At 50.0% G+C, this 26412-nt stretch carries 25 protein-coding genes; 21 read left to right on the top strand and 4 right to left on the bottom strand.

Features of this window, described 5'->3' with window-relative positions; translation table 11 throughout:
- The first annotated feature begins 1 nt into the window (after position 1).
- The 6 genes from folK (at position 2) to nadB (ending at position 5476) form a co-directional block, all read left to right on the top strand.
- Positions 2 to 553 carry a 2-amino-4-hydroxy-6-hydroxymethyldihydropteridine diphosphokinase gene (gene folK / locus FEK30_RS05590; RefSeq protein ID WP_138072246.1) on the top strand — a complete coding sequence of 184 codons (552 nt, stop codon included), beginning with the start codon at positions 2 to 4 and terminating at the stop codon, positions 551 to 553.
- 125 nt (positions 554 to 678) lie between these two features.
- Positions 679 to 1158, top strand: a complete 480-nt coding sequence (locus FEK30_RS05585) for a DUF4079 domain-containing protein (protein ID WP_138072244.1) — start codon at positions 679 to 681, stop codon at positions 1156 to 1158.
- 441 nt (positions 1159 to 1599) lie between these two features.
- Positions 1600 to 1920, top strand: coding sequence for a sll1863 family stress response protein (locus FEK30_RS05580; protein ID WP_012305938.1), 321 nt, complete (start codon positions 1600 to 1602; stop codon positions 1918 to 1920).
- A 50-nt stretch (positions 1921 to 1970) separates the two neighbouring features.
- Positions 1971 to 2792 (top strand): ChaB family protein, encoded by an 822-nt coding sequence (locus tag FEK30_RS05575; RefSeq protein ID WP_062431951.1) that lies wholly within the window; start codon positions 1971 to 1973, stop codon positions 2790 to 2792.
- A gap of 194 nt (positions 2793 to 2986) precedes the next feature.
- The gene (locus FEK30_RS05570; protein WP_012305936.1) at positions 2987 to 3478 is read left to right on the top strand and encodes a Dps family protein; all 492 of its coding nucleotides are present in this window, start codon (positions 2987 to 2989) and stop codon (positions 3476 to 3478) included.
- 324 nt (positions 3479 to 3802) lie between these two features.
- On the top strand, positions 3803 to 5476 hold the full coding sequence (nadB, locus tag FEK30_RS05565; protein WP_138072242.1) for an L-aspartate oxidase: 1674 nt from the start codon (positions 3803 to 3805) through the stop codon (positions 5474 to 5476).
- Positions 5477 to 5491: 15 nt separating this feature from the next.
- Here the strand turns inward: nadB and FEK30_RS05560 are convergent, their stop codons facing one another.
- Positions 5492 to 6073, bottom strand: a complete 582-nt coding sequence (locus FEK30_RS05560; RefSeq protein WP_062431948.1) for a glyoxalase-like domain protein — start codon at positions 6071 to 6073, stop codon at positions 5492 to 5494.
- An 82-nt stretch (positions 6074 to 6155) separates the two neighbouring features.
- Here FEK30_RS05560 and FEK30_RS05555 point away from each other — a divergent pair, with 82 nt between their 5' ends.
- The 3 genes from FEK30_RS05555 to FEK30_RS05545 are packed head-to-tail and all read left to right on the top strand — an operon-like array spanning position 6156 to position 7724.
- A complete protein-coding gene (locus FEK30_RS05555; protein ID WP_138072240.1) occupies positions 6156 to 6821 on the top strand; it encodes a sigma-70 family RNA polymerase sigma factor in 666 nt (221 codons plus the stop codon).
- A 54-nt stretch (positions 6822 to 6875) separates the two neighbouring features.
- Entirely contained in the window at positions 6876 to 7046 is a 171-nt protein-coding gene (locus tag FEK30_RS05550) for an NAD(P)H dehydrogenase subunit NdhS (RefSeq protein WP_012305932.1), read from the top strand.
- A gap of 18 nt (positions 7047 to 7064) precedes the next feature.
- Positions 7065 to 7724 carry an HAS-barrel domain-containing protein gene (locus FEK30_RS05545; RefSeq protein WP_012305931.1) on the top strand — a complete coding sequence of 220 codons (660 nt, stop codon included), beginning with the start codon at positions 7065 to 7067 and terminating at the stop codon, positions 7722 to 7724.
- Between the two features lie 73 nt (positions 7725 to 7797).
- Here FEK30_RS05545 and trpB read toward each other — a convergent pair whose 3' ends face one another.
- Together trpB and FEK30_RS05535 are read right to left on the bottom strand one after the other, a co-directional pair.
- Positions 7798 to 9051, bottom strand: coding sequence for a tryptophan synthase subunit beta (gene trpB, locus FEK30_RS05540; RefSeq protein ID WP_168191118.1), 1254 nt, complete (start codon positions 9049 to 9051; stop codon positions 7798 to 7800).
- Positions 9052 to 9140: 89 nt separating this feature from the next.
- Positions 9141 to 10313, bottom strand: coding sequence for a sensor histidine kinase (locus tag FEK30_RS05535; protein WP_099240297.1), 1173 nt, complete (start codon positions 10311 to 10313; stop codon positions 9141 to 9143).
- Positions 10314 to 10867: 554 nt separating this feature from the next.
- On the opposite strand from FEK30_RS05535, the gene FEK30_RS05530 reads away from it, so the two are divergent.
- From FEK30_RS05530 to FEK30_RS05480, 11 genes are all read left to right on the top strand, one after another.
- Positions 10868 to 11671: a PspA/IM30 family protein gene (locus tag FEK30_RS05530; RefSeq protein WP_012305928.1), complete on the top strand. Its 804-nt coding sequence runs from the start codon at positions 10868 to 10870 to the stop codon at positions 11669 to 11671.
- 214 nt (positions 11672 to 11885) lie between these two features.
- Complete coding sequence (locus tag FEK30_RS05525) at positions 11886 to 12212, top strand: thioredoxin family protein (RefSeq protein ID WP_012305927.1); 327 nt, start codon at positions 11886 to 11888, stop codon at positions 12210 to 12212.
- Between the two features lie 27 nt (positions 12213 to 12239).
- Entirely contained in the window at positions 12240 to 13418 is a 1179-nt protein-coding gene (locus FEK30_RS05520) for an LL-diaminopimelate aminotransferase (RefSeq protein WP_138072238.1), read from the top strand.
- Positions 13415 to 16117, top strand: coding sequence for a PEP-utilizing enzyme (locus FEK30_RS05515; protein ID WP_138072236.1), 2703 nt, complete (start codon positions 13415 to 13417; stop codon positions 16115 to 16117). Before FEK30_RS05520 ends, FEK30_RS05515 begins: the two co-directional genes overlap by 4 nt.
- Before the next feature lie 60 nt (positions 16118 to 16177).
- Positions 16178 to 17959 (top strand): ArnT family glycosyltransferase, encoded by a 1782-nt coding sequence (locus FEK30_RS05510; RefSeq protein ID WP_138072234.1) that lies wholly within the window; start codon positions 16178 to 16180, stop codon positions 17957 to 17959.
- Between the two features lie 161 nt (positions 17960 to 18120).
- Positions 18121 to 19020, top strand: coding sequence for a circadian clock protein KaiA (locus FEK30_RS05505; protein WP_065715809.1), 900 nt, complete (start codon positions 18121 to 18123; stop codon positions 19018 to 19020).
- Between the two features lie 66 nt (positions 19021 to 19086).
- Positions 19087 to 19401 (top strand): circadian clock protein KaiB, encoded by a 315-nt coding sequence (gene kaiB, locus FEK30_RS05500; RefSeq protein WP_030006078.1) that lies wholly within the window; start codon positions 19087 to 19089, stop codon positions 19399 to 19401.
- Between the two features lie 182 nt (positions 19402 to 19583).
- Entirely contained in the window at positions 19584 to 21134 is a 1551-nt protein-coding gene (gene kaiC, locus FEK30_RS05495) for a circadian clock protein KaiC (RefSeq protein WP_012305921.1), read from the top strand.
- A gap of 188 nt (positions 21135 to 21322) precedes the next feature.
- Entirely contained in the window at positions 21323 to 22630 is a 1308-nt protein-coding gene (thrC, locus tag FEK30_RS05490) for a threonine synthase (protein WP_012305920.1), read from the top strand.
- 104 nt (positions 22631 to 22734) lie between these two features.
- Positions 22735 to 23010 carry a MoaD/ThiS family protein gene (locus FEK30_RS05485; RefSeq protein WP_012305919.1) on the top strand — a complete coding sequence of 92 codons (276 nt, stop codon included), beginning with the start codon at positions 22735 to 22737 and terminating at the stop codon, positions 23008 to 23010.
- Between the two features lie 264 nt (positions 23011 to 23274).
- A complete protein-coding gene (locus tag FEK30_RS05480; protein ID WP_138072232.1) occupies positions 23275 to 23853 on the top strand; it encodes an HPP family protein in 579 nt (192 codons plus the stop codon).
- Positions 23854 to 23893: 40 nt separating this feature from the next.
- On the opposite strand, the gene FEK30_RS05475 is transcribed toward FEK30_RS05480, so the two are convergent.
- Positions 23894 to 25933: a cation:proton antiporter domain-containing protein gene (locus FEK30_RS05475; protein ID WP_138072230.1), complete on the bottom strand. Its 2040-nt coding sequence runs from the start codon at positions 25931 to 25933 to the stop codon at positions 23894 to 23896.
- Positions 25934 to 26138: 205 nt separating this feature from the next.
- On the opposite strand from FEK30_RS05475, the gene grxC reads away from it, so the two are divergent.
- Entirely contained in the window at positions 26139 to 26405 is a 267-nt protein-coding gene (gene grxC, locus FEK30_RS05470; RefSeq protein ID WP_065713004.1) for a glutaredoxin 3, read from the top strand.
- Positions 26406 to 26412 lie beyond the last annotated feature (7 nt).

Below are 26412 nucleotides of genomic sequence, written 5' to 3'. Positions count from 1 at the left end.
CATGGCCCAGAATCGTGTCTACCTCAGCGTCGCCTCGAATATTCAACCGGAAGCCAATATCTTGCAAGCGATGACGGAATTAAAGCAGTTCTGTCAGCTCAAAGCGGTCTCGCGGTGTTTTGTGACGGACGCGATTCCGGCCCCAGGCCAAGCCCCCACCAAGGATCTGCCCTATTACATTAACTGTGTTGCCTTTGTCGAAACAGCGTACGAGGCGACAGCATTTAAGTTTGATATTTTGCGATCGCTCGAAACAAAGCTCGGCAGAGTCCGCACCGCTGATAAATATGCCCCCCGCACCCTGGATCTCGATATTTTGCTCTTTAATGACGCGGTGATCCAGGCAGAAAATCTGGTCATTCCAGATCCGGATATTAAAAAGCGTTGGTTCCTCACCCAGGGCATCCTCGATATCAACCCAGACCTTTCCCTCCCCGATGATGAGCAGCCGCTCCGGGTTTATCTACAGCCCCTCTTGGATGATTTGGCAGCCACCAACCAGACCTTCACCGAAGACCAAACGCTCCGGGGAAAAATTTTGGCGATCGCCTAACCATTACCTCACCCAACCATTTGTGATCCATTGGCCATATTTCCTCTCGCCGAAAGTCGTGGGCGGTTTAACGAATCCTCTAAGATAGAGAACGCAAACTTTTTAAGAAAATTTTTAGAAATAACATGGGTGAGTTCATTCGTCCTTATCTAGAACCAATTGCCGCTTGGTTCAACACTTTACCGATCCCAGAAATCGTTACCCACTGGGGGCATCCCTTGATGATGAGCATTGTCATCGTGGCTGTTGGTGGTTCTGTGGCCGTTAAGGGTTGGCAGATTCGTCGTAGTGAAGATGTCAGCGACAAGAACGAGAGTGCCTACTGGCACAAAAAAGCAGCGCTCTGGCTCACAACCTTTATCAGCTTGGGTTGGACAGGGGGCGTTCTTTCTCTAGTCATGCAGGGAGAGCCAATTTTTGAAAGTCCCCACTTCTGGACGGGCACGATCGCCATTGGGATGTTGATGGCCAACGGTGCGCTATCGATCACAAAATTCCTCGGCAAAGATTCCCTGCGCACGGTGCATGCCTATGTGGGGTCAGCGGCGATCGCCCTCCTTGTGGTCCATGCTGCCCTCGGCATTAATCTCGGTTTATCCTTCTAAATTAACAGCTTAAGTTTTACGCCTAAAAAGAAAATTTCTGGGGGTCGTCATCCAAGCGGCCTCTTTTTTATTGCATCCGCCCAGATGTTTAGTGGCAGCTTACTAAAATTATTTGGGAGCAGAATTAAGCAATAAAAGATTATATTAAAGTCTCTTTTGCGCAATTCAGAAAGACTTCCAAAAAACGGTTCGGTTTAGGTTCGGGAAACCGAATAAATATTACAAAAACAATACCTTTGAAATTTGAAACCCTTGATAAATAAGCATTTCAGGAGCGATCTATACCCATCGATAGATGTACCCAGTCGGAATATTTTATAATATTAAAAGCGTAGTCAAGCAAAAACAAATTTGATTTCAAAACAACATTTTGAACTTTGAATCTGACCCGTGCTTGATTTTTTGAAGAACACATCAACAAGGAGGTTTAAGCCTTACTTTATGGCTAACCAACTAAACAAAACCCTAGAACAAAACGCAGAAAATCAAAAACGCTATAAAGAGAAAGTCAAAGCGCAGATTGATAAAATCGACGCCCGCATTGATGAGTTCCGCGCCAAAGTTGACCAAGCAGAGGCAGACGGCAAACTCAAGTACCAAAATATGCTCGAAGAGCTAACCGCCAAGCGGGATGCTGCCCAACAGAAATTTGACGAACTTCAGAATGCCAGCGAATCAGCCTGGGATGACTTGCAGAAGGGCTTTGAAAGCGCTTGGCAAGAGCTAGACCAATCCTTCCAGAAAGCTGTCAACAACTTCTAATCCTCTGTCTCACCACGCAACACGAACAAGAGACAATAGGAGGATAATCCATGACTACGGCAACCCTTGATCAGAACCAAAACAACCAACAAACGGCTGATCTTCAGACCAAAGTACCCTGTACTGTTTCCGCGATCTTTGAGGATCGCCAACAAGCAAACAAAGTACTAAGGCAGTTGCTCGATATGGGGGTGAAACGAGAAGACATCTCCATCATCGGTAAGAATTTGCAGTCAGAAACCCAAATCACTGGTTTTTTCGGTCGGGCAGATTTTATTAAAGAAGGTCTGCAGTCCGGCGCAATCTACGGTGCCCTCTTCGGAACCCTGTTTAGTGCCCTGAGTGGCTTCGGTGTCCTATTTGTTCCCTTCATTGGTACGGTGGTCGCGGGTGGCCCCATCGGTGCGGCCCTCCTCGGTGCAACTAGCGGGGCGATCGCCGGTGGTGCAGGTGTCGGACTCATCTCTGCCCTCGTTAGCCTCGGTATGCCCAAAGAAAAGGCAGCCATCTACGAAACGAAGATTAAAGCAGGTGGCTTGATGCTGACCGCCGAAACAAGTCAGGGTACTGCCACAGAATTAGAAAGCCTCTTCCAGGCAGAAGGTGGGACAGACATTCTCTCCTGTAAAGACTTCTTGCTCTCCCGCTTTGATACTGGAAAAGTCAGCTCAACCGAGGATTTGCCGGAGTCTGTGCGTTCACGCCTTGCTGATGCGGCCCAAGAAACCTTCGTCGAGGTTTACAACCAGGTCTACGCAGAGAAGCAAAATCAACACGTCGCTGCCTACCGCGCTTGGATGCGGGTCGAAGATGAATACGAGCAGAACAGCCAGGGCATCTGGGCAAAACCCAAAACCCTACAACAGGCCTAGGTTAAAACCTTGACTCACAGTGAGCATGCTGAAGCATTTAAGAACCATGAATTCTAAAAAACCTTAAAGCAGAGTTTGTCCTAAAGCGAAACTCTGTTTAGCCCAGGGGTCGGAGCGAATGACTTCACCCTGTTAACCGGGCTTCTCTAACCCATTTACCAAATCCCTTTAACAACTTAGGAGGAAAATATTTTATGGCTACGACTTTACAAGCCCCCACCACTGGTACAACGACCCAAAACCAAGAGGCATCCTTAACGATCGCCCAATCTCTGTCCCACATTCTGGCAGATACCTATTTGCTTTACCTAAAGACCCAGAATTTCCACTGGAATGTCCAAGGGAATCTGTTCTACGGTATTCACAACCTACTTGAAGAGCAGTATCAAGCCTTGGCGATCGCCGTAGATGACATTGCCGAACGTATCCGGGTCTTAGGCTTATCCGCCCCTGGTTCCTTCCATCAGTTTCTAGAATTGAGTTCTCTCAAGGAGGCCAGTGGTTTAGCCAGCGCCGAAGAAATGATCGCCGAGCTATCGAATGACCACATCACCCTGACCGAGAAGCTGAAGGGCGTCCTGCAACAGGCAGAACAAAACCACGATGTTTCTACAGTAGAACTCCTCAGTGGCCGGATCCGCGATCATGAGAAACAAGCTTGGATGCTCAGTAGCATTGTGCGATAAATCGAAACTTTCACTGAAAATTTGTTGATTTCGGTTAATTTTGCCCATGATGTTCATCTACTGCGGCTATAGCTTCAAGTTATTTTCCCAATGGCTAACTTACCGTTAGTTTCAGCCAGGAAAATTTCCCAACACCCCGAAAAAAAAGCGAGTCCCTCCATTCTGGGGGGATTTTTTTTGTGAATTCAATGGCAGAAATGTTTTTCTTTTGCGCCATCGCCTTGAAATCAACCAGGCGTCATGGGTAGTCAAGGACAACTCACAGTTCGCCGCGGTTTAAAGCTATAGTGATTAGAATTTATTGCCCACCCACTGCCCAAAGGAATGACCAGCGTGACCAATTTGCCGACTCAATTTGATGTTGTTGTCATTGGGAGTGGCGCAGCGGGCTTGTATGCAGCCTTGTCCTTGCCGAGTCATTTACAGGTGGGTCTCATCACGAAGGCAAAGCTACGCACTGGATCGAGTAAGTGGGCCCAGGGCGGGATTGCGGCGGCGATCGCCCCGATGGATTCCCCAGAATTACATTTCCAAGACACCCTCAAGGCGGGGGCGGGCCTGTGTGATCCTGAGGCTGTTGAGTTTTTAGTTAACCACGCGAAGGAAGCCATTGATCATCTGGTGGCCATGGGGGTCGCCTTTGACCGCAGGGATGGGGAACTGGCGATGACCCTGGAGGCCGCCCATTCCCGTCCCCGGGTGTTACATTCTGCCGACACCACCGGCAAAGCGATCATTACCACCTTGATCGAGCAGGTGGTTGAACGTCCGAACATTCACATTGTCTCCCAGGCCTTCGCCCTCCAGCTCTGGCGCAATGAAACGGGCCGATGCCAAGGGGTCAGTGTTTTATTTGATCACCACATCCAATGGATTGCCGCAGGAGCCGTAATTTTAGCGACAGGTGGCGGCGGCCAAATTTTCGCCCAAACCACAAATCCCACCGTCAGTACCGGGGATGGGGTGGCCCTGGCCTGGCGGGCAGGTGCCCAGTTGCGGGATCTCGAATTTTTTCAGTTTCATCCCACGGCCTTAACGAAACCGAACGCCCCCCATTTTTTGATTAGTGAGGCGGTACGGGGTGAAGGGGCGCATCTGTTGGGGTTTAATGGCGATCGCTTTGCCTTTGACTACCATCCAGACGGTGAACTCGCCCCCCGTGATGTGGTCAGTCGCGCTATTTTTAGCTACCTAGCCGAAAATGCCGGTGATCCGGCCAATGCCCATGTTTACCTCGATCTGAGTGTGATCCCCGCCGAAAAAATCCGCCGTCGTTTCCCGAACATTATTCGGATGTGTGCCGAGTGGGGGGTGGATGTTTTTACGGAGCCGATTCCTGTGGCCCCCGCCGCCCACTATTGGATGGGAGGGATCACCACCAATACAGACTGTGAAACCTCGATTCCAGGGCTCTATGCCATTGGCGAAACCGCAAGTACAGGCGTCCATGGGGCGAACCGTCTCGCGAGTAACTCCTTGCTAGAATGTCTGGTTTTTGCGGCGCAACTGCGGGATCTCCAACCAAAACCAGCGACCCTAGCGGTACAAGATCCTGAGATCCTGACCATCACCGCAAGCTGGACAAAATTATCCGTTAAAGTGCAAACGATCCGGGCCGATCTCCCCCTATTGCTCTGGCAAAGCGCTGGTATTTGTCGAGAACAAAAAATTTTACAGGAGGCGATCGCCCAGGTAAGCACCTGGCAAAAACAACTCCAGCAAATGCCTCTGGCGCAATTTCTTCAGGGCCGTCCCCCGCAGCAGATCCACCTCACTCATCCCGATGCCGAGGCGCAAATTCGTCTCTATGCAGAAACCTGTAATCTCACCGATGTTGCCCTCTTAATCCTCAAGAGTGCCCTCTGGCGTACCGAAAGCCGTGGTGGGCACTATCGCACCGACTATCCCAACGCTGAAGTCCCTTGGCAAGTGCATACATTAGTTGAAGGGGAAACGTTGCAACGTTCTGCACCGTCGCGCCTGGGGCCGTTACGTTGATAAACCTGTAGCGAGTTAATTAATGACCTCTGCGAGTTCGATCACCCGTTCATCCCAATCTTTGACCAGAAAGTTTAAGGGTTTTTCCTGGCGAATTTTATATTTGAGACGGCGGGCTTGGATGCGGAGCAGGAGCGCTTCTAGACAATCCTTATCGAAACAAACGTGGCGTTGGCGATTCTTTTTCCCGAGACTCGCCCCAGATACCACATGGAGTTGGGTATTTTTTTTCAGTTGATACCATAACCCGTCTGCCCCCCCCAAGGTTTCAGTGCGGCCCATCGCCATGGGACTAGCTCCCATATACATCGGGTCAAGGCTGGCGGCCCCTAGGGTTTGTTCATAGTTGTAGTAGTAGTGGAGGGGGACATCGGCGACGGGGAGCTGCAAAATTCCTTCATAAAATCCCCTGGCCACTTCTAGATCCGAGACCATAATCGTGTGGACTTTGGGGGCTGTGGTCAGAAACATCCACATGGCGACCCCATAGGCACAGAGCAACATCACCATGATGCCTTGGGTGGAAAATAGGCTATCGAAGGCGGGGAAAAAGGCCGCCATTGAGGGATGGGACAATGCAGAGAAAGCAACGGTCATGGAACAAAAGTTGGGAGGTGAATCGCTTATGATTAAAATCAGGTGACGCCGCACAGGCACTTTTTAGGCATTATTGCAGGACATGATTCAGATTCCGAGTTTTTCTGAAACCAATCATCCACTGATTTTGGCCCTCAACCATTATAGCGATTCGGATCTGCTGACTTTTTGTCAACGCTATTCGGATCAAGGGAAATACTTCACAGGGATTTTTTGTCGATATGCGCCGTTGGTTTATACCCTCGTTGGCCACGGGGGGCGATCGCCTGTGCAGACGGACTATCTTTTTGCCCTGACCTGGCGGCAAATTTTCCACGAAATGCGCACCCTCGATTTAGAGGCCCAAGGGTTTCAATCTTTACAGCAGTGGCTTTTGGAAGTGGCGACGGCCTACCAGGATCAGTTTGAGATTCCGCCAGTGGCCAGCATTAACTATGACATTAAGCGGACAACGCCGCCCCTATGGTGTTACCTCGAACAGGCCTTGGATTTAGTTCCGCCACTGCCCCGGTTGATTGTGGTGCTCGCGGATCATTTTCACTGGAGCTCGACCCGCATTTCTGCCCATCTCCAGGCCGAGAGAGAGTATTTAACCATTGAGGATGTAGAAGATTGGTTGCAACGGGGCCGTCAACTGGTTTTAGAAGAGTTGCCGACAGATATTCGCACGATCTACTTTCCAGAATCCCTACCCCAACTCAATAATGAAGGCGATCGCCTGACAGATTCGGCGAGTAACGCCAATTGAACGCGCTATGATAGGTAAAATTTCTTAGTCATTTCAGTAAAAGGTTTGGAAGCGATGATTCTCCCTGGTAGCACGGTGCGCGTAATCAACCCCGATGACACCTTTTATCGGTTTAAGGGCCTCGTCCAACGGGTCAGCGATGGTCGGGCAGCAGTTCTTTTTGAAGGGGGGAACTGGGATAAATTGATTACCTTTAACCTCGCGGAGCTTGAAGTCACGAAATAAGTCCCTTTGGCTCGTCCTATGCGTCTGCCCTTGCCCCAATTTTCCCCTGGCGATCGCCACCCCGATCACATTGCCGAGGTCATTGAAACTGCCACCACTGAGTTTACCGCCCAATGTTTGGAGCCGGAAGACCTCAGCTTCCCAGTGATGCCCCCCTTTGGCAGTTGGGTAAAATCCTATGACGAAGAATCGGGCAATATTGTCTATGGGGTGGTTACCTACGTCACCACGGCCCCCATTGATTCAGTCCATCGGGCCAGGGCCTTGGGGATGAGCCTCGAAGAGTTGCGAGAACAACAGCCGCAAATTTTTGCGATGCTCAAAACGGAGTTTCGGGCAGCCATCGTCGGTTTTGAAATTCCCAGTAATCGCCGCAATGGTCGGCGGGGCGAAGTGTTTCAATATTTACCTCCCCGTCCCCCCCAAATTCACCAATCGGTTTACCATTGCGAACCGGACGAAATTATTCACTTCACCGACAGATTAGAGTTTCTCCGGGTGCTTTTGCAGGTGAATTGGGTGCCCCCAGAATCCCTGATGGCGGCAGCAGTGCGGGAAGTCTACCGACTGCGAAAAGGCGATCGCCAATGGTTAGTGGATGTGGGTCGGATGATCAGCACCCTCCTCAAAGATGACTACGACCGACTCCGCTACATCCTGAGTCAGATTCATTGGTAGCCACAAAAAGAGAGGGATTACAATCAATCCCCCTCGTTGTTTACCGTAATTTAGACTTTAATCTCGAATTTCTCTAGTCCCAACCATGGCGATCGAGATATTTTGCCACCGTTTGTACATCCTTATCGCCCCGACCAGAACTGTTGATCACAATGCGCGGACTGCCCGACAACTGGGGACAAAGGGTTTCTAGATAAGCAAAGGCATGGGACGTTTCCAGGGCGGGAATAATTCCTTCTAACTCGGACACCCGTCGGAAGGCAGCCACCGCATCCTGGTCAGTGACACTGTAATACTCAGCCCGACAAGTATCTTTGAGGTAGCTGTGTTCCGGGCCGACGCCAGGATAATCTAAGCCCGCACTAATCGAATGGGCCTCGACGACTTGGCCTTCAGTGTCTTGCAATAGGTAGCTCATAGCCCCATGTAGGACCCCTGGTTTTCCTTGGGTGAGGGTGGCGGCGTGGTGGCCACTGGTGATCCCAGACCCTTCGGCCTCAACACCAACTAAGCGCACGGTCGAATCTTTAACAAATTCGTGGAAAAGCCCCATGGCATTGGAGCCTCCCCCCACACAGGCAATCAGAATATCCGGGAGGCCACCCCACTTTTCTGCACATTGTTGGCGAGTTTCGGCACCAATGATCGCGTGGAAATCTCGCACCATCATCGGGTAGGGGTGGGGGCCAGCTACGGAACCGAGAATATAGTGGGTTGTCTCTACATTTGTTACCCAGTCCCGAATAGCCTCGGAGGTGGCATCTTTGAGGGTTCCAGTGCCCGCTTCTACGGGTTGGACGGTGGCTCCTAATAATTTCATCCGGAAGACGTTGAGGGCTTGGCGTTCCATGTCCTGCACCCCCATATAGATAATGCATTCCAGCCCAAACCGAGCACAGACCGTCGCTGTGGCAACGCCATGTTGACCCGCACCAGTTTCGGCGATGATGCGTTTTTTGCCCATGCGTTTGGCGAGGAGGGCCTGGGCGATCGCATTATTGATTTTGTGGGCACCCGTGTGGTTGAGATCCTCCCGTTTCAGGTAAATTTGCGGGCCAGAACCATCGGGGCGAGCATAGCGAGCCGTCAGCCGTTCCGCGAAATAAAGGGGACTGGGACGACCAACATAATCCTTTAATAGTCCAGCTAATTCTGCTTGAAAAGTCGGGTCGTTACGATACTGGGCATAGGCCGCTTCTAACTCAGCCAAAGCGGGCATCAAGGTTTCAGGCACATATTTACCACCATATTTCCCAAAACGCCCAAAGGCATCGGGTTGATTGGGGTTAAAGGTAGTGTCTTGGGGAGAAATGGGAGAAATAGTCACGGTGTCTGTATCAGGTGAAATCAACTAGGTCTGGGTCAGCTTTATTGTAACTTGATCAAACTCCCTCGCAGATACCCTAGAGCTGCTTCCTAGGCATTGTCCTTGGGGGAAGATTGCATCGGAAAGGAAAAGTAAAAAGTAGAGCCTTCACCAAAGGTAGAAGTCAACCAAATTTCACCACCATAACGGCGCACAATTTTTTTACACACAGCGAGGCCAATGCCTGTCCCGGAATATTGACTCTGGGAATGGAGGCGTTTAAAAGCGTAGAAAATTTGCTCAAAATAATCGGCTTCAATGCCAATGCCATTGTCGTGGCAGCTAAAAACCCAGTGGTTATCGTTTTGGACGGCACTGATCCGAATCTGGGGAGGCACCTCTTCCCGGCAATACTTGAGGGCATTTTCGATTAAATTTTGGAAAATTTGACTAATTTGTAGGGGATTTCCCTGAATGGTAGGCAAGGAATCAATGGTGAGCTTGGCGCTTTGTTGGGCGATCGCCGAACTGAGTCGATTACAAACCTGATGGACGATCAAATTACAATCCACATCCACCGCCGTATTTTCTACTCGATCGACCCGCGAATAGGTTAAAAGATCTTCAATGAGCTGGGTCATCTGGCGCACGGAATCTTGGATCGCATTGAGGTAACTACTCCCTTTTTCATCCAGACAATTGCCGTAGCGCACCTGGAGCAGTTGAGACCAAGAGTAAATACTCGCTAAGGGTTGCTTCAAATCGTGGGAGGCAATGTAGGCAAATTGTTCAAGCTCCTGGTTGGATTGTTCAAGTTTGAGCTGCATTGCTTCGCGGGCCTTCATCTCTTGCCGGAGTCGCTCGTTGGCTAACTTGAGGGCCTGTTGATTCCGCTTGCGTTCGATGGCGTAGAGAATTGAGCGGAGTAATGTCTCTTGGTCAAAGGCGATATTTTTTTTGATTAAATAATCCTGAGCCCCTTGGTGCACCGCTTCGAGGGCTAACTCGGCATCATTGGTATTCGTCAGCACCACAATGGGAACGTCCGGAGCAATGCCCATCAGCATCGGGAGGGAGCTGAGGCCTTGGCTGTCGGGCAAGCTCAAATCGAGCAAAATCACGTCAAAGGTTTGGTCTTCGAGACAGGCGATCGCCTTTTCGAGGTGGGCAAAATGCACAATATCGCACTGCACCATCTCAATATCTGCCAGTAGATCCCCTAACAATTCAGCTTCCGCCAAATTATCTTCAATGAGCAGAATATGTAGATCATCTAAGTGCATAGTTTAGTCGCGACAGTTGGGGAAGTCAGGCCAAATTCACTTGCAATCTCGCTTTTTCACCCCAGGCTTTTCCCTTGAAAAGTGGCCGTTACTCGCCTACTTGCATCGATATCAGGAATCTATATCCCTTCGATTTACAACTGGTGCTGAATTTTCACGAGGATGATTTTTCCAGGAAAGTCACTATCTTACAATAACCTATTTAGGCTTTACCCCATTGGTTAGATATTGATTAGATATCGTCATATTTTGTTTTACTAATCTCAAAATAATACGAAAACCAGCCAAGATAGCAGTGTGGTCTTAAAAATTAAACTTAGAAAATCGAACTCGCATTGATCACCAACTACACTAAGATGCAACTTCTGCGGGTGAATACAGCTTTCCTTTGGGCATTCACGCCCGACGAACTTCTTAGCCAATGACCCAAGCAGTAGAAGCGACTACCATAGAAAACCAAAGGAGTGATTAAAATGTAAAGGAGTATGCTTACCCCTTTGCCAGAGTAAGTCACAGTTTAAATTGCACTCAATCACGTATAGAGATATAGCATCATGGGATTTTTAGATCGTCTTGGTCGTGTTGTTAAAGCCAACCTCAATGATATGGTCAGTAAGGCCGAAGACCCCGAAAAAATATTGGAACAGGCCGTTGCCGATATGGGGGAAAGTTTGGTGCAATTACGCCAGTCGGTGGCCCGGGCGATCGCCGCCCAGAAAAAAACTGAGCAACAGCTGATCAAAAACCAAACCGAAGCGACCACTTGGCAAAAGAAAGCAGAATTAGCCATTAAGAACGGTCGAGAAGATCTTGCCCGGGAAGCCCTAGTCCGGAAAAAAACCTTTGCGGACACCGCAGCAGTCCTCCAACAGCAACTGACCCAACAAAATGCCCAGGTAAAAACCCTCAAGGAAAACCTCCTTGCCCTAGAAAGCAAAATCCAAGAGGCCAAAACCAAGAAAGATATGCTTAAGGCCCGGGCCAACGCTGCGAAAGCGAATGCTCAGCTCCAGAGCACCATGAACAACATTGACACCAGTAGTGCGATGAGTGCCTTCGAGCGGATGGAGGACAAAATCATGGAACTCGAAGCCCAATCTGAAGCAACCAATGTCTTGGGCAGTGCCAGTTTAGATCAAGAATTTGCCCAACTCGAAGCCTCCAATTCCATTGATGATGAGTTGGCGATGCTCAAAGCGGCTTCCCAGGAAGCACCAGCCCTAGAAGCGGCCAAGATGGTGGATGAAATGGAAGAAGTATCCGATACTCCCGTCGAAACTCCCGAACCAACGGATGCTGATTTTGCGGCGGTGGATGCTGAGCTGGAGGCCCTACGCACCCAAATGAAAAATCTCTAGGATCTTGCCTTGAGGAGGGGATCTTTATCCTGGTTTTTGGGTCTTGAAACTTTACAAACAGATTACTTGGCTGGGTAGAAGTCCAAAGAACTCCTACCTGGCTCACTTATGGAGTTTTGTGGCTGTTCGTAAATCCATTGATCCAGCGATCGCCGAAAACTGTTAACGTAAGGAACTGTCTTCATTTTGTAAGTAATCAAGGAGTTCACCCCCTGTGAGTGGCAGCGTTTTGGAAATTACCGATTCCCAGTTTGAGCAGGAAGTCCTCAACGTCAATCAAGATATCTTGGTCTATTTTTGGGCCAGTTGGTGTGGGCCTTGTCGGTTAGTTTCGCCCTCGGTCAGTTGGGCCGCCCAGGAGTATGGCGATCGCCTAAAAGTCGTTAAGCTCGAAGTAGACCCCAATCCGGAAGCCGTTGCCCAATGCCAAGTGGAGGGGGTGCCGGCCCTGCGCTTTTTTAAGGCCCAGAAGGTTGTGGCGAGCCATGAGGGGGCGATTACGAAGCAGGGTCTTAAGGATTTTGTTGAAGCCCAACTGTAATATTTGTCAGCGATTTGATTTGCCCCTATGCATTTTTCCCAGCGGTTATCACGGCTTTCGGCAAATGTGTTTGCAGATATGGACTGGGCCAAGGCCAAGGCGGTGGCAGCGGGTCGGGATTTAATTGATCTATCCCTCGGCTCTTCTGATCTCCCTGCTTCAGCGATCGCCACGGAAACCATTGCCCAGGCATTAACAGACTCCCAAACCCATGGGTATGTCCTCCACCGCAATACCCAGGCTTTTCGAGAGGCGATCGCCACTTGGTACACCGAGCGTTATGGGGTTGCCGTTGATCCGAATACCGAAGTCTTGGCACTGATCGGTTCCCAGGAGGGGACAGCACACCTGCCACTGGCCTTGCTCGACCCTGGTGACTATGCTCTACTGCCGGATCCGGGTTATCCCTCCTATGCGGGCGGGGTGGCGCTGGCGGGTGGCGAAAGTTACTTTATGCCCCTCACCGCTGAACATCATTTTCTGCCGGAATTTGCGGTGATCTCCCAGGATATTTTGGCAAAAAGTCGTTTGATGATTCTCAGTTATCCCCACAATCCCACGACGGCGATCGCCACGCTCGATTTTTTTCGGGAAGCGGTGGCATTTTGCCAGGCCCATGATCTGGCGCTGATCCATGATTTCCCCTACAACGACATTTATTTTGCTGGGGAAACGGCACCACCGTCAGTATTACAGGCCGATCCGGAAAAAACCTGTAGCATTGAATTTTTTACCTTTTCAAAATCCTTTAATATGGGAGGCTTTCGTACTGCCTTTGCGGTGGGGAATGCCCAACTGATTGCGGCCCTACGCCAAATTAAGGCGGTGGTTGATTTTAACCAATACCAAGGGATTCTCAACGGGGCGATCGCCGCCCTCCAACGGGATCAAGCCACCATCGCGGAAAATGTGCGCGTTTACCAAGCCCGCCGGGATGCCCTCGTCGAAGCCCTCAATGACCACGGTTGGTCTGTACCCAAGCCTGGGGCGACCCTCTATGTGTGGGCCAAGTTGCCAGAAGATTGGTCAGGAACTTCTTTGGAATTTTGTACCCAATTGGTGGCTCAAACGGGCATTGCCCTGTCGCCAGGATCAGGGTTTGGTAAAACAGGGGAAGGCTATGTCCGCTTTGCCCTCGTTCAGGAACCAGCGGTACTGCGGGAAGCCGTGCGCCGGATCCAAACATTCCTTTCGCCACAACCATGACATTGACGCAGGTCTGGGGTTGTCTACTCATCTTTACTTTAATCCCAACCCTCGGTGCAGTTTGTATTTTGCCCTGGGGCGATCGCCACCCCCCTAGGCAACTGTTGGGAGATTGTCTCCTGGGGATAATTGTGGTGCTCTTCACCCGGTATTTTTTCCCGTACCAATCCCCCTGGGAACTCATCAGTCTTTTAGCTTTTATGATGGGCCGCTATTGGCGCACCCAAGATCTGGCTTTTGCGGCGGTGTGGGGAGGCTTGTTACTCCACGATTGGCAGATTACGCCCATTGTCAGTTTTATTGGCTTGGTGGGCTTAACGGTATTTCGACAAATTCGCCTGGGGATCTGGGCCGTTTTGACTTTGATTTTTGTGGCTCTCACGATCCGCCACGGTGCGGTGCCGGGCTATTGGGTCGCGGCGATCGCCCTGGGGGGACTCCTGGGCTGGTTAAGTCAACAGACAACAAATAGTCGGCAAGTTTGGCAAATTTTTCGGCCTGAATCCGGCTTTCTCTCCCTCGATCAGCGCCTTAGTAGCCCCCAAGTGGGCCAGGATGCGGCGACCCTCAGCCAATTGAAATATTTGGGTTATCCCGTTTTGCCGGGGTGGGTGCTAAAACCAGGGGATGATTTTAAACGACTGGTTGATTTACTAAAACCCAGTGGCGATCGCCCTTATATGGTGCGTCTCTCCAGCGAAAAAGTCCTTCCCAGATTTCAGATTCCCACGGAGCAGCTCACCAGCCCAGAAGCCTTGGAAGTTGCCCTGGTGAATGGCTTTAGTCAAACGGCAGTGGGGAAACAAGCACTGCTGGTGCAAGCCCAACCCACCGTGCAATGGTCTGGCATTACTTACAGTCGCCCGCCGCTCCCCTACAAGCGCCAGGATCCCCTCACGGAAGTTGTCCGGGATTTTATTACGCCGCTCGTGATTGGAGAAGGCCAATTTTTGCTGTACTACGGTCTGGATTCACCCCAGCCCCTGGGCGGGAAACCCTATGCTAACCATCCTCCCTTGGATATTTTGCAGGAAGTGGCCCACCTCAGCCGTCAGTTGGAACATCAACAGGGCAGTCCCCAGGCTCTGGAATGGTGTTTTACGGGCCAGGATATTTGGATTTTACGGGTGCGGCCGATCTATCATCTCCATCCGGTCTGGACGAGGGAAGAAATTGCGAGCCATTTCCCCAAACCTTTATCCCCTTTGAGCGCCTCCCTATTAGAGGTCACGGCACCAGGGGCGATCGCCAGTATCTATAATGCCCTGTGGGAAGGGCGCGAAAATCTCCAGAACATCGCCTTGATTTCCCATCATCGGGGATATAGCTATCTCAATCGCAGCTTTTGGGAGCGGGTCTGTCGCCGGGAAAATTTTGAATTTAGCGACCTCCAATCCCGACTGGGGTGTCTGCTGTTTAGCTTGCGCCATCCTCTGTTTTGTTACCGCTATTTGCGTTGGGATTGGCAATGGTACCCAGAGTTTCAGCAGGAGGCAGAGCGCCTTTGTTATCCCCTGCTAAAAACGATCAAAATGATCAGCCGCAATGATCTGTCGACCCTCAGCCTGGCGGACTTGGTGCAAAATGTCGAGCAAATTACAGAGATACTGGAACTCCTGCTTGGCTATTGGCTCCGGGGCGAGGTGATTCTTTGGCGTCGCCGTTTGACCACAGGACTGTCCCATTTTCTGCCGCCGCTCCCCCCCAAATTCCAAGCTCTCAATCAGTTGGCCGTGGATATCCGGGGGACCCTCCGCACCACAGGGGAACCACGCCAGGGGGCCGTTGAACCCTTTACACGGGCGGCTTTATTTGCCCAACTCGCAGAGCTACCCGATGGTGAACATTTGTTTGGTCGTTTAAATCAGTGGCTGAAGGAGCATGGGGATGGAGCGGATTTCCCTTGGGAGTTGGCCCAGCGGCGCTGGCGAGAAGATTCGGGGACGATCCGCCAACAATTAACGGATTTAGTGAACCAGCCGCGCACCGCCATTTCTCCCCCTGACCTTAGCTCCGCCCAGCGCCAACTCCAGCAGATCTACCGTCAACAGGAAATGGTAACGGGGCTTTGTGAAACGTTCTTGGCCCAGTTGCGCTGGCATTTTTTGGCGATCGCCCAGATTTGGCAAAACCAAGGCTATTTAGAGCAGCCCCAGGATATTTTTTGGCTCAAGCTCCCGGAGGTAAAGGCCTTGATTAATGCCCCCCAATCCCAGGAGTTTTCCCGCCTCCAGCTCAAAATTCAATATCGGCGATCGCAAATGAATTTAAACCAAGAGCAGGGGCCTCCCCCAGAGATTATCTACGGTCAATTGACCACGAAAGAAGATGTTTCGAGTAGTTGCTTTTTACAAAAACTCCAGGGTCAAGCGGTGAGTAGTGGCTCGGTGATTGGCCGCGTCCATCGCTGTTTACCTGGGGAACGGGTCATGTCCTGGAGTCCCAATGATATTTTGGTGACCACCTACATTGATGAACATTTTCTAGAGCATCTCAAGGAGGTCAGCGGCATTATCACAACCCAGGGGGGCATGCTCTCCCAGGGGGCAAGTTTGGCCCGCCAACACCAAATTCCAATGGTTGCCAATGTCACCATGGCCCTTGAGCTTCTCCAACCAGGCCAATGGGTACGCCTCGACGGTCGCCTGGGTCAGGTGGAACTTTTAGATCCAGAAGCCCTGTCTACGGATGCGAATTAGTTGCCCACGTAGCAGGTTACAATCGCTGAAGTTTTTTACTTAAAATCCTCCAATTTGCCCATGTCGCCCCTTGATTCTGTTCGTCGTTGGTACCACAGCTATGAGAAATTTCCGAAAACCACGGGGATCATTTCGGCGATCGCCTTGGGTCTCCTGGGGGGACTCGCTTTTTTTTGGCACCTTGGCGCTGTGGGCCTCGTGGATGAAACGGAACCCATGTTTGCGGATGCGGCCCGACGGATGTTAGCCACAGGGGATTGGATTACGCCCTATTACAACGATGCCACCCGCTTTGATAAGCCGCCCCTAGTGTATTGGCTGATGGCGATCGCCTACAAAATTGTTGGGGTGAATGCCTGGGGGGCCAGATTACCCTCTGCCTTTGCGGCCCTTGGTTTAATGGTCTTAGTCTTTGTGGTGCTGCGTCAGTTTGGTTTTGGCACCACAACAGCGGCCCAAAATCCCGAAGCTCCTAATACCCAACGCAAACTCTGGCTGGCAGCTTGGATCGGCAGTAGCTTAATCGCCTTGAACTTACAAACCATTGTCTGGGCGCGGCAGGGGGTCTCCGATATGCTCCTTAATGGTTGCTTTAGTGGGGGCTTGATTTGTTTTTTCTATGGTTATGGTAGCGGCGGACAGCCGATCAATCGCTGGTTACCCAATAGCTGGTACATGGCGGCTTACGCGTTATTTGCCTGTGCAGTCTTGACCAAGGGGCCGGTGGGGATCGTGGTGCCGGGACTGGTGATCATGATCTTTTTGCTTTATGTCGGCAAGTTCCGTGAGGTACTGCTGGGGGAAGCGAAACCCTTGACTGGGGCTTTGATCTTCACGGCGATCGCCTTACCTTGGTTTGTCCTGGTGACCCTCCGCAATGGCCAAGCGTACATCGATAGTTTTTTTGGCTACCACAATTTTGATCGGTTTACGGGGGTGGTCAATGGTCATGATGCCCCGTGGTATTTTTACTTTCCAGTGGTATTGGTGGGGTTTTTGCCCTGGTCTGTGTATCTACCAGCGGCGATCGCCCGACTCAAGTTACATCGTCCGGCCCGTTGGCGGCAGGAAGCGCGTTCTACCCACCTTGCCGTCTTTGCAAGCATTTGGTTTGGGGTGATTTTTGGCTTCTTTACCATCGCCGTCACCAAACTACCGAGTTATACAATTCCCCTCTTGCCCGCCGCCGCAATTTTGGTGGCGTTGTTTCTCAGCCATGTTATTGAAACGCCCCGGCAACCCTCAACAGGATTCCGTTGGAGTGCGATCGCCAATGTGGGGCTGTTGCTGATTCTCAGCGGGTTTATGATCTATAGCCCCCAAGTCATTGGTTATGATCCTGCGGCCCCGGATCTGGCTACGACCTATGCCCAATCAAACCTTGCTTGGTGGGGCTGTGGGATTTGGCTCCTGGGGGCGGTTGTTCTTGCGGTTTGTGTGTGGCGATCGCGCCTGGGGATCTGGCTAGCTAATGGGGCGATTATGGTGGCATTTATTGTCCTTGTTTTACTACCGGCCAGCACTTTGCTGGATCAAGCTCGCCAAGCCAGTCTCCGGGAAATTGCCGATACCATTACAGCCCAGCAGCGGCCTGACGAAACAGTGATGATGGTGGGTTTTGAAAAGCCGAGCCTCGTCTTCTATACAGGCCAAGATATTCTCTTTATTGACGATGATAAAGAAGAGGAACTCGCCGCCATCGACAGCACCTTAACCCAGGCCAATTCTTCTTTTCTGTTGGTGGTGCGCACATCCACCCGCCCAGAACTTCCCCTAGGGGACAAAACCCTTGATCTCCTCCTGGAAAGATCGCCCTACGAACTGTTGCGGGTACAAAAATAATGCTGGCGCTAAATTTCCGGTAAAATCTCAGCCTATTTTGACAAAAGATGTTACCGTAACCCCAAGCAAGCAAAAAAATTAAGCTTATCTTTATAATTGTCCCATTATTAAAAGAAAGCTATCCTTTAACTTAAGCTTATTTCGATGTTGGTCGGTCTACTTTGGTTTCTAAACTCTCCCTTTATCTAGTTACACCTCCTGGTTTTCAACCCGGAAAAATTGAAGCTCAATTGACAGGCGATCGCTATCAGATCAAGCTCCTTGACTATGGCCAAAAATTCCTGGCATTTCTTGAGGCAAATAAAGAACAAATTGACTGCCTTGTGGTTGTTCAAGGGAAAGAAAACCAAGACTATTTTGAGCGCTTAACTCAGAGTGGAATTTTACTACCCTGTGTCTTTCTTGGGCCGACCACTGCCTGTGAAATTTCCCAAGAGGATGTCTCCGAGCAGCTTTACCATAGTGCCGAAAAATACCTGGATTTTGCCAATCTCGAAAACTTATCGTTGACCATCGACCAGGCGATCGCCCAATTTTTGCACCTCGCCCCAAGCTGTGCCCTGAGCGACAAACCCCAAGATCCCCACCACAGCGATCCCGATAAAACCCACCAAGCTTTTTTACTGCTACAACAGCGCCGTCTCGCCGAAAAATTACGGGAACGATTAGGCTACCTCGGCGTTTATTACAAGCGCAATCCCAAATATTTTTATCGCAGTCTTTCCCCCGAAGAACAGCAAGAGTTTCGGGAGCAATTTGTCGCCGATTATCGTGATATTGTCCTAAGCTACTTCAGTGGCGATCTCCCCACAAATCAAGCCATTGATCAATTTGTCAATCAGGCTTTTTTTGCCGATGTTTCTGTCTCCTATATCCTCGAAACTCACATGAAGTTAATGGACGAATTCGCCCAACAGCTCAAACTTGAAGGGAGAAGCGAAGAAATCCTTCTAGACTATCGCCTTACCCTCATCGATATCGTCGCCCACTTGTGTGAAATGTATCGCCGTTCTATCCCCCGTGAAGATCTACCTTTTGAACTTCTATTTCGGATAGACTAGGATGAAATCATTCCCCTCCACGACGCCTAGCACCTAACCCTATTCCTACCCACATCAGCCTTGTCTATGAACCTCCTAAAGAAAACTTATGTTTTAAAGCTTTATGTGGCTGGCAATACCCCCAACTCTGTCCGCGCCCTCAAAACCTTAAAAAATATTTTAGAAACCGACTTTAAAGGGGTCTATGCCCTAAAAGTAATTGATGTCCTCCAAAACCCCCAACTAGCCGAAGAAGATAAGATTTTGGCGACACCAACCCTCTCCAAAGTGCTTCCACCTCCCGTCCGTAAGATCATCGGTGACCTCTCCGACCGAGAAAAAGTATTGATTGGTCTCGATCTCCTTTACGAAGAGTTTTTAGAACGGGAAGAAGAGCTTTAAGAACAGGAGCACTTTCTAGTAGGATAAAGCCATTTGATTTCGTATACTTCCTTCGTCTCGTTGGGTTATCAGGCTACGCCGTCCAAAAAAATGGCGTTTCAAGCGCTTGCTCTCCCTGCATTAGGACAACCTTAGTTAAATCTCTTCATTTTTTTATTTATATCTCCAGTCCCTAAGTCGTAATGAATCAGCCCACCTCCTCTAATAACGGTGCCATCAAAGGCGTCCAAAAAATCCGCACCCTCATCGAAGGTCTCGATGAGATTAGTCATGGTGGTTTACCCTCCGGCAGAACAACCCTAGTGAGTGGTACTTCGGGGACTGGGAAAACCTTACTGGCAATTCAGTTTCTTTACCACGGCATCAAGCACTTCGACTATCCAGGGCTTTTTGTCACCTTTGAAGAATCCCCCCGAGACATTATTCAAAATGCCCATAGCTTCGGCTGGGATCTCCAAAGTCTCGTTGATGAAGGTAAGCTCTTCATTCTCGATGCTTCCCCAGATCCCGATGGTCAGGAAGTAGTGGGTAACTTTGATCTATCTGCCTTGATTGAACGGATTCAATACGCGATTCGTAAATATAATGCCAAGCTCGTTTCCATTGACTCAGTAACGGCGGTGTTTCAACAATATGATGCCGCCCCTGTCGTCCGCCGGGAAATTTTTCGCCTGGTTGCGCGATTAAAGCACCTTGCAGTCACCTCGATCATGACCACGGAAAGACTGGATGAATATGGCCCTGTAGCACGGTTTGGGGTCGAAGAATTTGTCTCAGATAACGTGGTGATCCTGCGGAATGTCCTAGAAGGGGAACGGCGGCGACGCACCATTGAAATCCTCAAGCTGCGGGGAACAACCCACATGAAGGGGGAATATCCCTTCACGATCACCAACGACGGGATCAATATTTTCCCACTGGGGGCAATGCGTCTGACCCAGCGGTCTTCTAATGCACGGATTTCTTCTGGGGTGGAAACCCTGGATAAGATGTGCGGCGGCGGTTTCTTTAAAGATTCGATCATCCTAGCAACGGGAGCCACAGGAACCGGAAAGACTTTACTCGTAAGTAAGTTCCTCGAAGAAGGTTGTCGGCGCGGCGAACGGGCGATCCTGTTTGCCTATGAAGAGTCCCGGGCACAATTATCGCGTAATGCCTCTTCCTGGGGGATTGATTTTGAGGAGATGGAACGCAAAGGGCTGCTCAAGTTACTCTGTTCCTATCCAGAGTCGGCGGGTCTGGAGGATCACTTACAGATGATTAAGTCAGAAATTTCTGAATTTAAGCCGTCCCGAATTGCGATTGATTCTCTGTCGGCGTTAGCGCGGGGTGTGACCAATAATGCGTTTCGCCAATTTGTGATTGGGGTAACGGGTTACGCGAAACAGGAAGAGATTACGGGCTTCTTTACGAATACAACGGATCAGTTTATGGGGGCCCATTCGATTACGGAATCTCACATTTCGACGATTACGGACACGATTCTAATGCTGCAATATGTCGAGATTCGTGGCGAGATGTCCCGGGCGATCAACGTCTTTAAAATGCGGGGCTCTTGGCATGACAAGGGCATTCGGGAATACACCATCAGTGAAGGTGGGGCAGCGATTAAGGATTCTTTCCGAAACTACGAACGGATCATCAGTGGTTCGCCGACGCGGATTGCCGTGGATGAGAAGTCGGAGTTGTCGCGGATTATGCGGGGTGTACAGGATAAGACCTTGCCGGAATAAACCCCTCTGCCTGACGGCATCTCCCCCAGGGGAGAATATTTTTGGGGGAAAAGAGGCGATCGCCTCTTTCTTTTTACACAGATTTAATCCCGACTATTTTTATCGGGTATGATTGACGACAATTTTAGAACTGTTTACTATGGCTTTCAATTAAGCATTCAGCATTCATGGAAACGGAGAAAACCCTAATGACGCAAGCAACCCTTGATACCGCCGTCGCCTCCCTCGACACCGCCAACTTCACCGCCCTCGCCTGTAAGGAATGTGGCGCTGAGTACGAACCCAAAGCCCTCCACGTGTGTGAGTTTTGCTTTGGCCCCCTCGAAGTGAAGTACGACTACGAGAAAATCGCCAGCAAAGTGAGCCGTGAAAGCATCGAAGCTGGCCCCAAGTCCATCTGGCGTTACAAAGAATTTTTACCCGTTGCTGGGGAACCCATTGATGTGGGCACTGGTTTCACCCCCCTCCTCAAAGCAAATCGTTTGGCCCGTCGCCTCGGCATCAAGGAGCTCTACATTAAAAATGACGCGGTGAATATGCCCACCTTGAGTTTCAAGGATCGGGTGGTATCCGTTGCCCTGACCCGCGCCCGCGAATTAGGTTTCTCGACCGTTTCCTGTGCTAGCACTGGTAATTTGGCAAACTCCACAGCGGCGATCGCCGCCCATGCCGGATTAGACTGTTGCGTCTTTATCCCTTCCGATCTCGAAGCAGGGAAAGTCCTCGGCACCCTGATCTACAACCCCATTCTGATGGCTGTCCACGGCAACTATGACCAGGTGAATCGCCTTTGTTCTGAAGTTGCCAACTCCCACGGCTGGGGCTTCGTGAATATCAACCTCCGCCCCTACTACTCCGAAGGCTCCAAGACCCTCGGCTATGAAGTCATCGAACAACTTGGCTGGGAACTCCCCGACCACGTGGTTGCGCCCCTGGCTTCCGGTTCCCTCTTCACCAAGATCTACAAAGGCTTTAACGAATTCGTCAAAGTCGGTCTTGTTGAAGACAAAGCGGTTCGCTTTAGCGGTGCCCAAGCTGAAGGTTGCTCTCCCATTTCTCAAGCCTACAAAGAAGGCCGTGACTTTATTACTCCTGTGAAGCCCAACACGATCGCCAAGTCCATTGCGATTGGCAATCCGGCCGATGGTGTCTACGCCGTAGAAATCGCCAACAAAACCAACGGCAACATTGAAGATGTCACCGATGCTGAAATTGTTGACGGCATCAAACTCCTTGCTGAAACCGAAGGCATTTTCACCGAAACTGCTGGTGGCACCACCATTGCCGTTTTGAAAAAACTCGTCGAAGCAGGCAAGATTAACCCCGACGAGAAGACAGTCGTCTACATCACTGGGAACGGCCTCAAGACCCAAGAAGCAGTACAAAATGCTGCTGGTGAACCCCTCACCATCGAAGCCAACCTCGAAAGTTTCGAGCAGGCTCTTGATCGTGCCCGCACCCTCGAGCGTCTAGAGTGGCAGCAAACTTTGGTATAGTTGCTGTTCTAAATTGGGTCTTTTCTCATTGTCACTGCACGGTAGATCTGACCCAATCCCTGTTCCTTATCGTTTAGTTATTAGAAAAATTTGTCTGACTCAAAATGGCAATTAAAGTTTTAGTTCCAACTCCCCTCCAAAAGTTTACGAAGGATCAACCCACCGTTGAATGCGCTGGTTCTTCCATTAAAGAATTGCTCGATTCCCTAGAAGCAAACTGCCCCGGCATTAAGGCTCGCCTCTGTGATGAACAGGGCAATCCTCGACGCTTTTTAAACCTCTACGTCAATGAAGAAGATATCCGTTTTCTGAACGGTGTCGATACTGCTCTAAATGATGGTGATGAGGTCAGCATTGTACCCGCTGTGGCAGGGGGCTAAAGTTTCGAGTAATAACCATGAATGCTTTTTTACGGGGGAAGAATACTTCCCTCGTTTTTTTATTTTTTGATTTGTTGATGACATTTGATTCGATTAAAAATAGGCTGATTTTTAGCTGACTTTATAAGCAAAAATTGACCTTGAAATTAAAAATTGATCTCATAAAAAAGCCATAAATGCAAGAACGTCATGATAAATTTAAATAATTGCATGAAGCAAGGTTATTAAAATCCAGCAATCCTATCGATCTTGATTGGAAGTTTTATGTCATCATTTCCCCGGCGGGCATCTATTCGATTAAAAAAACGTTCTAATACAGCAATTTTGAGGCGGTGGCGACGCAAATTTTATACGCTGCAACAGAGCCGTAGACATCAACCCAGCTTCTCCCGACAACATATTGGTTTGTCATTTTTAGGCAGTTTTATTGGTATTTCGACCCTGGCTTACATCTCGGTTTATAGTTCCTATCCTTTGATTGCGGCTCCCTTTGGGGCCACGGCCGTGCTGGTATTTGGGGTGCCGGATAGTCCATTAGCCCAGCCCCGCAACGTAATTGTGGGGAATGTAATTGGGGCTTGCAGTTGTGTGGTGTTATTTCACTTGTTCGGAGATGCGCCCTGGGTCATGGGTTTGGCGGTGGCAGTGACGATTAAGCTCATGCAACTGACCCGAACCGTCCATCCGCCTTCGGGGGCCGTAGCCTTAATTGGTATTTTGAGCCATGCGTCCTGGCAATTTATTTTGACGCCTGCTTTATGCGGTTCTGTGTTGATTGTGTGGTTGACGGTAATTTTTAGTCGTATAGTTCCGGGACGTCCTTATCCAAAGCACTGGCTTTAGAGTGAGCTTAGAAACGTTACTTTTGTTGGGTAAGTGAGGGCTAGAGTTCGTTGAAAATGACGACGGATGTTTGGATTTGGCTCGAAATTTTTGTGGTGACATCGCCCACAGCTAGGCCTCCGGCGGTACGGTAACGGGTAGAGTGCAGAATGACAAGGTCGAAGTCTTTGGCGTCATGGAGTACGGCTTTAGCCACATCATGGTAGCGGATGATCCGAATCTGCATTTTGGTGGTGATGCCAGCATTTTGCAGGGCATTTTCTAGGTCAGCTTTGAGGAGGTTGCGTTGGTCTTTGGTCATCCAGGTTTCGCACACATGAAACACGGTGACTTCGGCCTGGTTGGCGATCGCCAAAAGTTCGGCAAATTGTACTATCTGTAAATTTTGAGCCGAGATCCCTTTAAAGGGCACCATAATCCGCCGCAAATTTTTCGGATCATCCAAGAGACGCACCACCGCTACCGGACAATGGGCCGACCAACAGACGTTGTAAACTAAAGTCCCCAGGAGCCTGGCTTTGAGGCCTTCGGTTTTCCCCCAGCCCATCAAAATTAAGTTGGCATTTTCTTCCCGGGCCACGCGACTGATCCCAGCGGCCACATCGTCATCGATGCGAATTTTCGGTTGCATTGTAATTTGCAGTTGCTCCCCCTGGGCGATCGCCTCTTGGAGCAACCTTTGGCTACGGTCGATCCCCGTCATCACCGCCGGATCGTCCATGTGAGCATGGCCCGTCACAATCGACACAGGCATCACAATCCCTTGACGAATGCGAGTTAAAAGTCCTGCCGCTTCGAGCAAATAATCCTTGGTACTGGGATTGGCAATGGGCACAACAATCTTAAAGCTGTCCGTCGATGGCGACACATTAACCGCTGCCAGGGCGACATCTTTGCCACTACTGGGTAATAAACGACCAAAACGACGGGTTAACACCGGCCCCAGCATCGAAGTGACTAGCATCAGCACGATCACCGCATTAAATACCGATTCGCTGATCAGTCCCACCCGGAAACCAACCAAGGCCGCCGCCAGGGTTGCCGCCACCTGGGGGATCGACAACGACCACATCGTGAGGGTTTCGGCCCAGCTATAGCGATAAATCTGTTTGGCGATCGCCGCTGCAATAAATTTAGACAACAACAACCCACCCACAATCGAAAACGTGAGGGGAAACTCATAGAGCAAATTATTAATAAATGCCGGAATATCGAGCAATAACCCCATCCCCACAAAGAAGAACGGAATAAATAGCGTACTGCCCACAAATTCAATTTTTTCCTCTACCGGGCTTTTGCCGACCACATCATTGACCGCCAAACCCGCCAAAAAAGCCCCCACAATTTTATCGACATTGATCACCTGGGCACCCACTGACGCGAGAAATACAGCCAGCAAAATAAATAAAAATTGATTACCTTCTTCATCCCCGTTGCGCTGGAAAAATTCTCGACCAAGCCAGGACAGACCGAAGAGCACCAAGGCCCCATAGCCCACCAATAACGCCAATTGCAATACCAAAGAAGCCGTGGAAAAATCGCCCTGGTGAATCGACACACAGATCGCCAGCACCAAAAGAGCCGCAATGTCCGTAAAAATTGTCGCCCCAATCGTGACCGTTACACTCTCATTATTTAAAATCCCCAACCGATTAAGAATTGGGTAACCCAACAACGTATGGGAAGCCAATAAAGAACCAATGAGAATCGCCGCATTCCAACCAAAATCAAAGCTGAGGCCGACTACCGTCCCCATTGTCAACGGCACAATAAATGTCAAAAAACCAAAACCAATGGAGCGATCTTGGGTTTTCCGAAACTCTGCCAAATTAATTTCTAATCCGGCCACAAACATCAGGTAAATTTTGCCCACTTCCGAGAACAAAACCATGGTTTCACTCTCTGAGTTGAGGAGGCCTAGGGCATTTTCACCGAGGATAATTCCTGCGAAGAGCAAACCCACCAAGCCAGGTAAATTAAGCCGCTCAAAAATAGGGGGAATGGTCAGGGACACTAACAGCAGCAGAATAAACGTAAAAATCGGATTTTCTGTGATGTATTGGATCGATTCGGCAACCATAGTAGTCCTAGAAAAAGGCTAGCCTCCCAGTGTAGCGGAAGAAGTTTATAACGAAAATAAACTGTCGATTTTATGGCAAAAACAGAGGATTTCGGCGCTTCAGCTTGCTCGAACGTCTCCATAGAGAGAAAAAGTCACTGCCGCTCTTGGGCGCAGGAAACGTTAAACTTGAAATAAATCGTTACATTTCAGGAAAATCCAAATTATGGTTGCAACCGTTGAAATTTATACTTGGAGCACCTGTCCTTTTTGCGTCCGCGCCAAGCATCTCCTCGATCGTAAGCAGGTGGAATATACAGAGTATTGCATTGATGGCGATCGCCAAGCGCGGGAGGCAATGACAGACCGGGCCAATGGCCGCAGTAGCCTCCCCCAGGTTTTTATTAATGACCAGCATGTGGGCGGTTGCGATGACCTCCATGAACTAGAGTACCAAGGCAAACTCGATGATCTCCTGATGCAGGCGGCTTAGATTTGAC

The sequence above is a fragment of the Picosynechococcus sp. PCC 11901 genome, from assembly GCF_005577135.1.
GTDB lineage: Bacteria > Cyanobacteriota > Cyanobacteriia > Cyanobacteriales > MRBY01 > MRBY01.
This window is presented reverse-complemented; position numbering and strand designations above follow the sequence as displayed.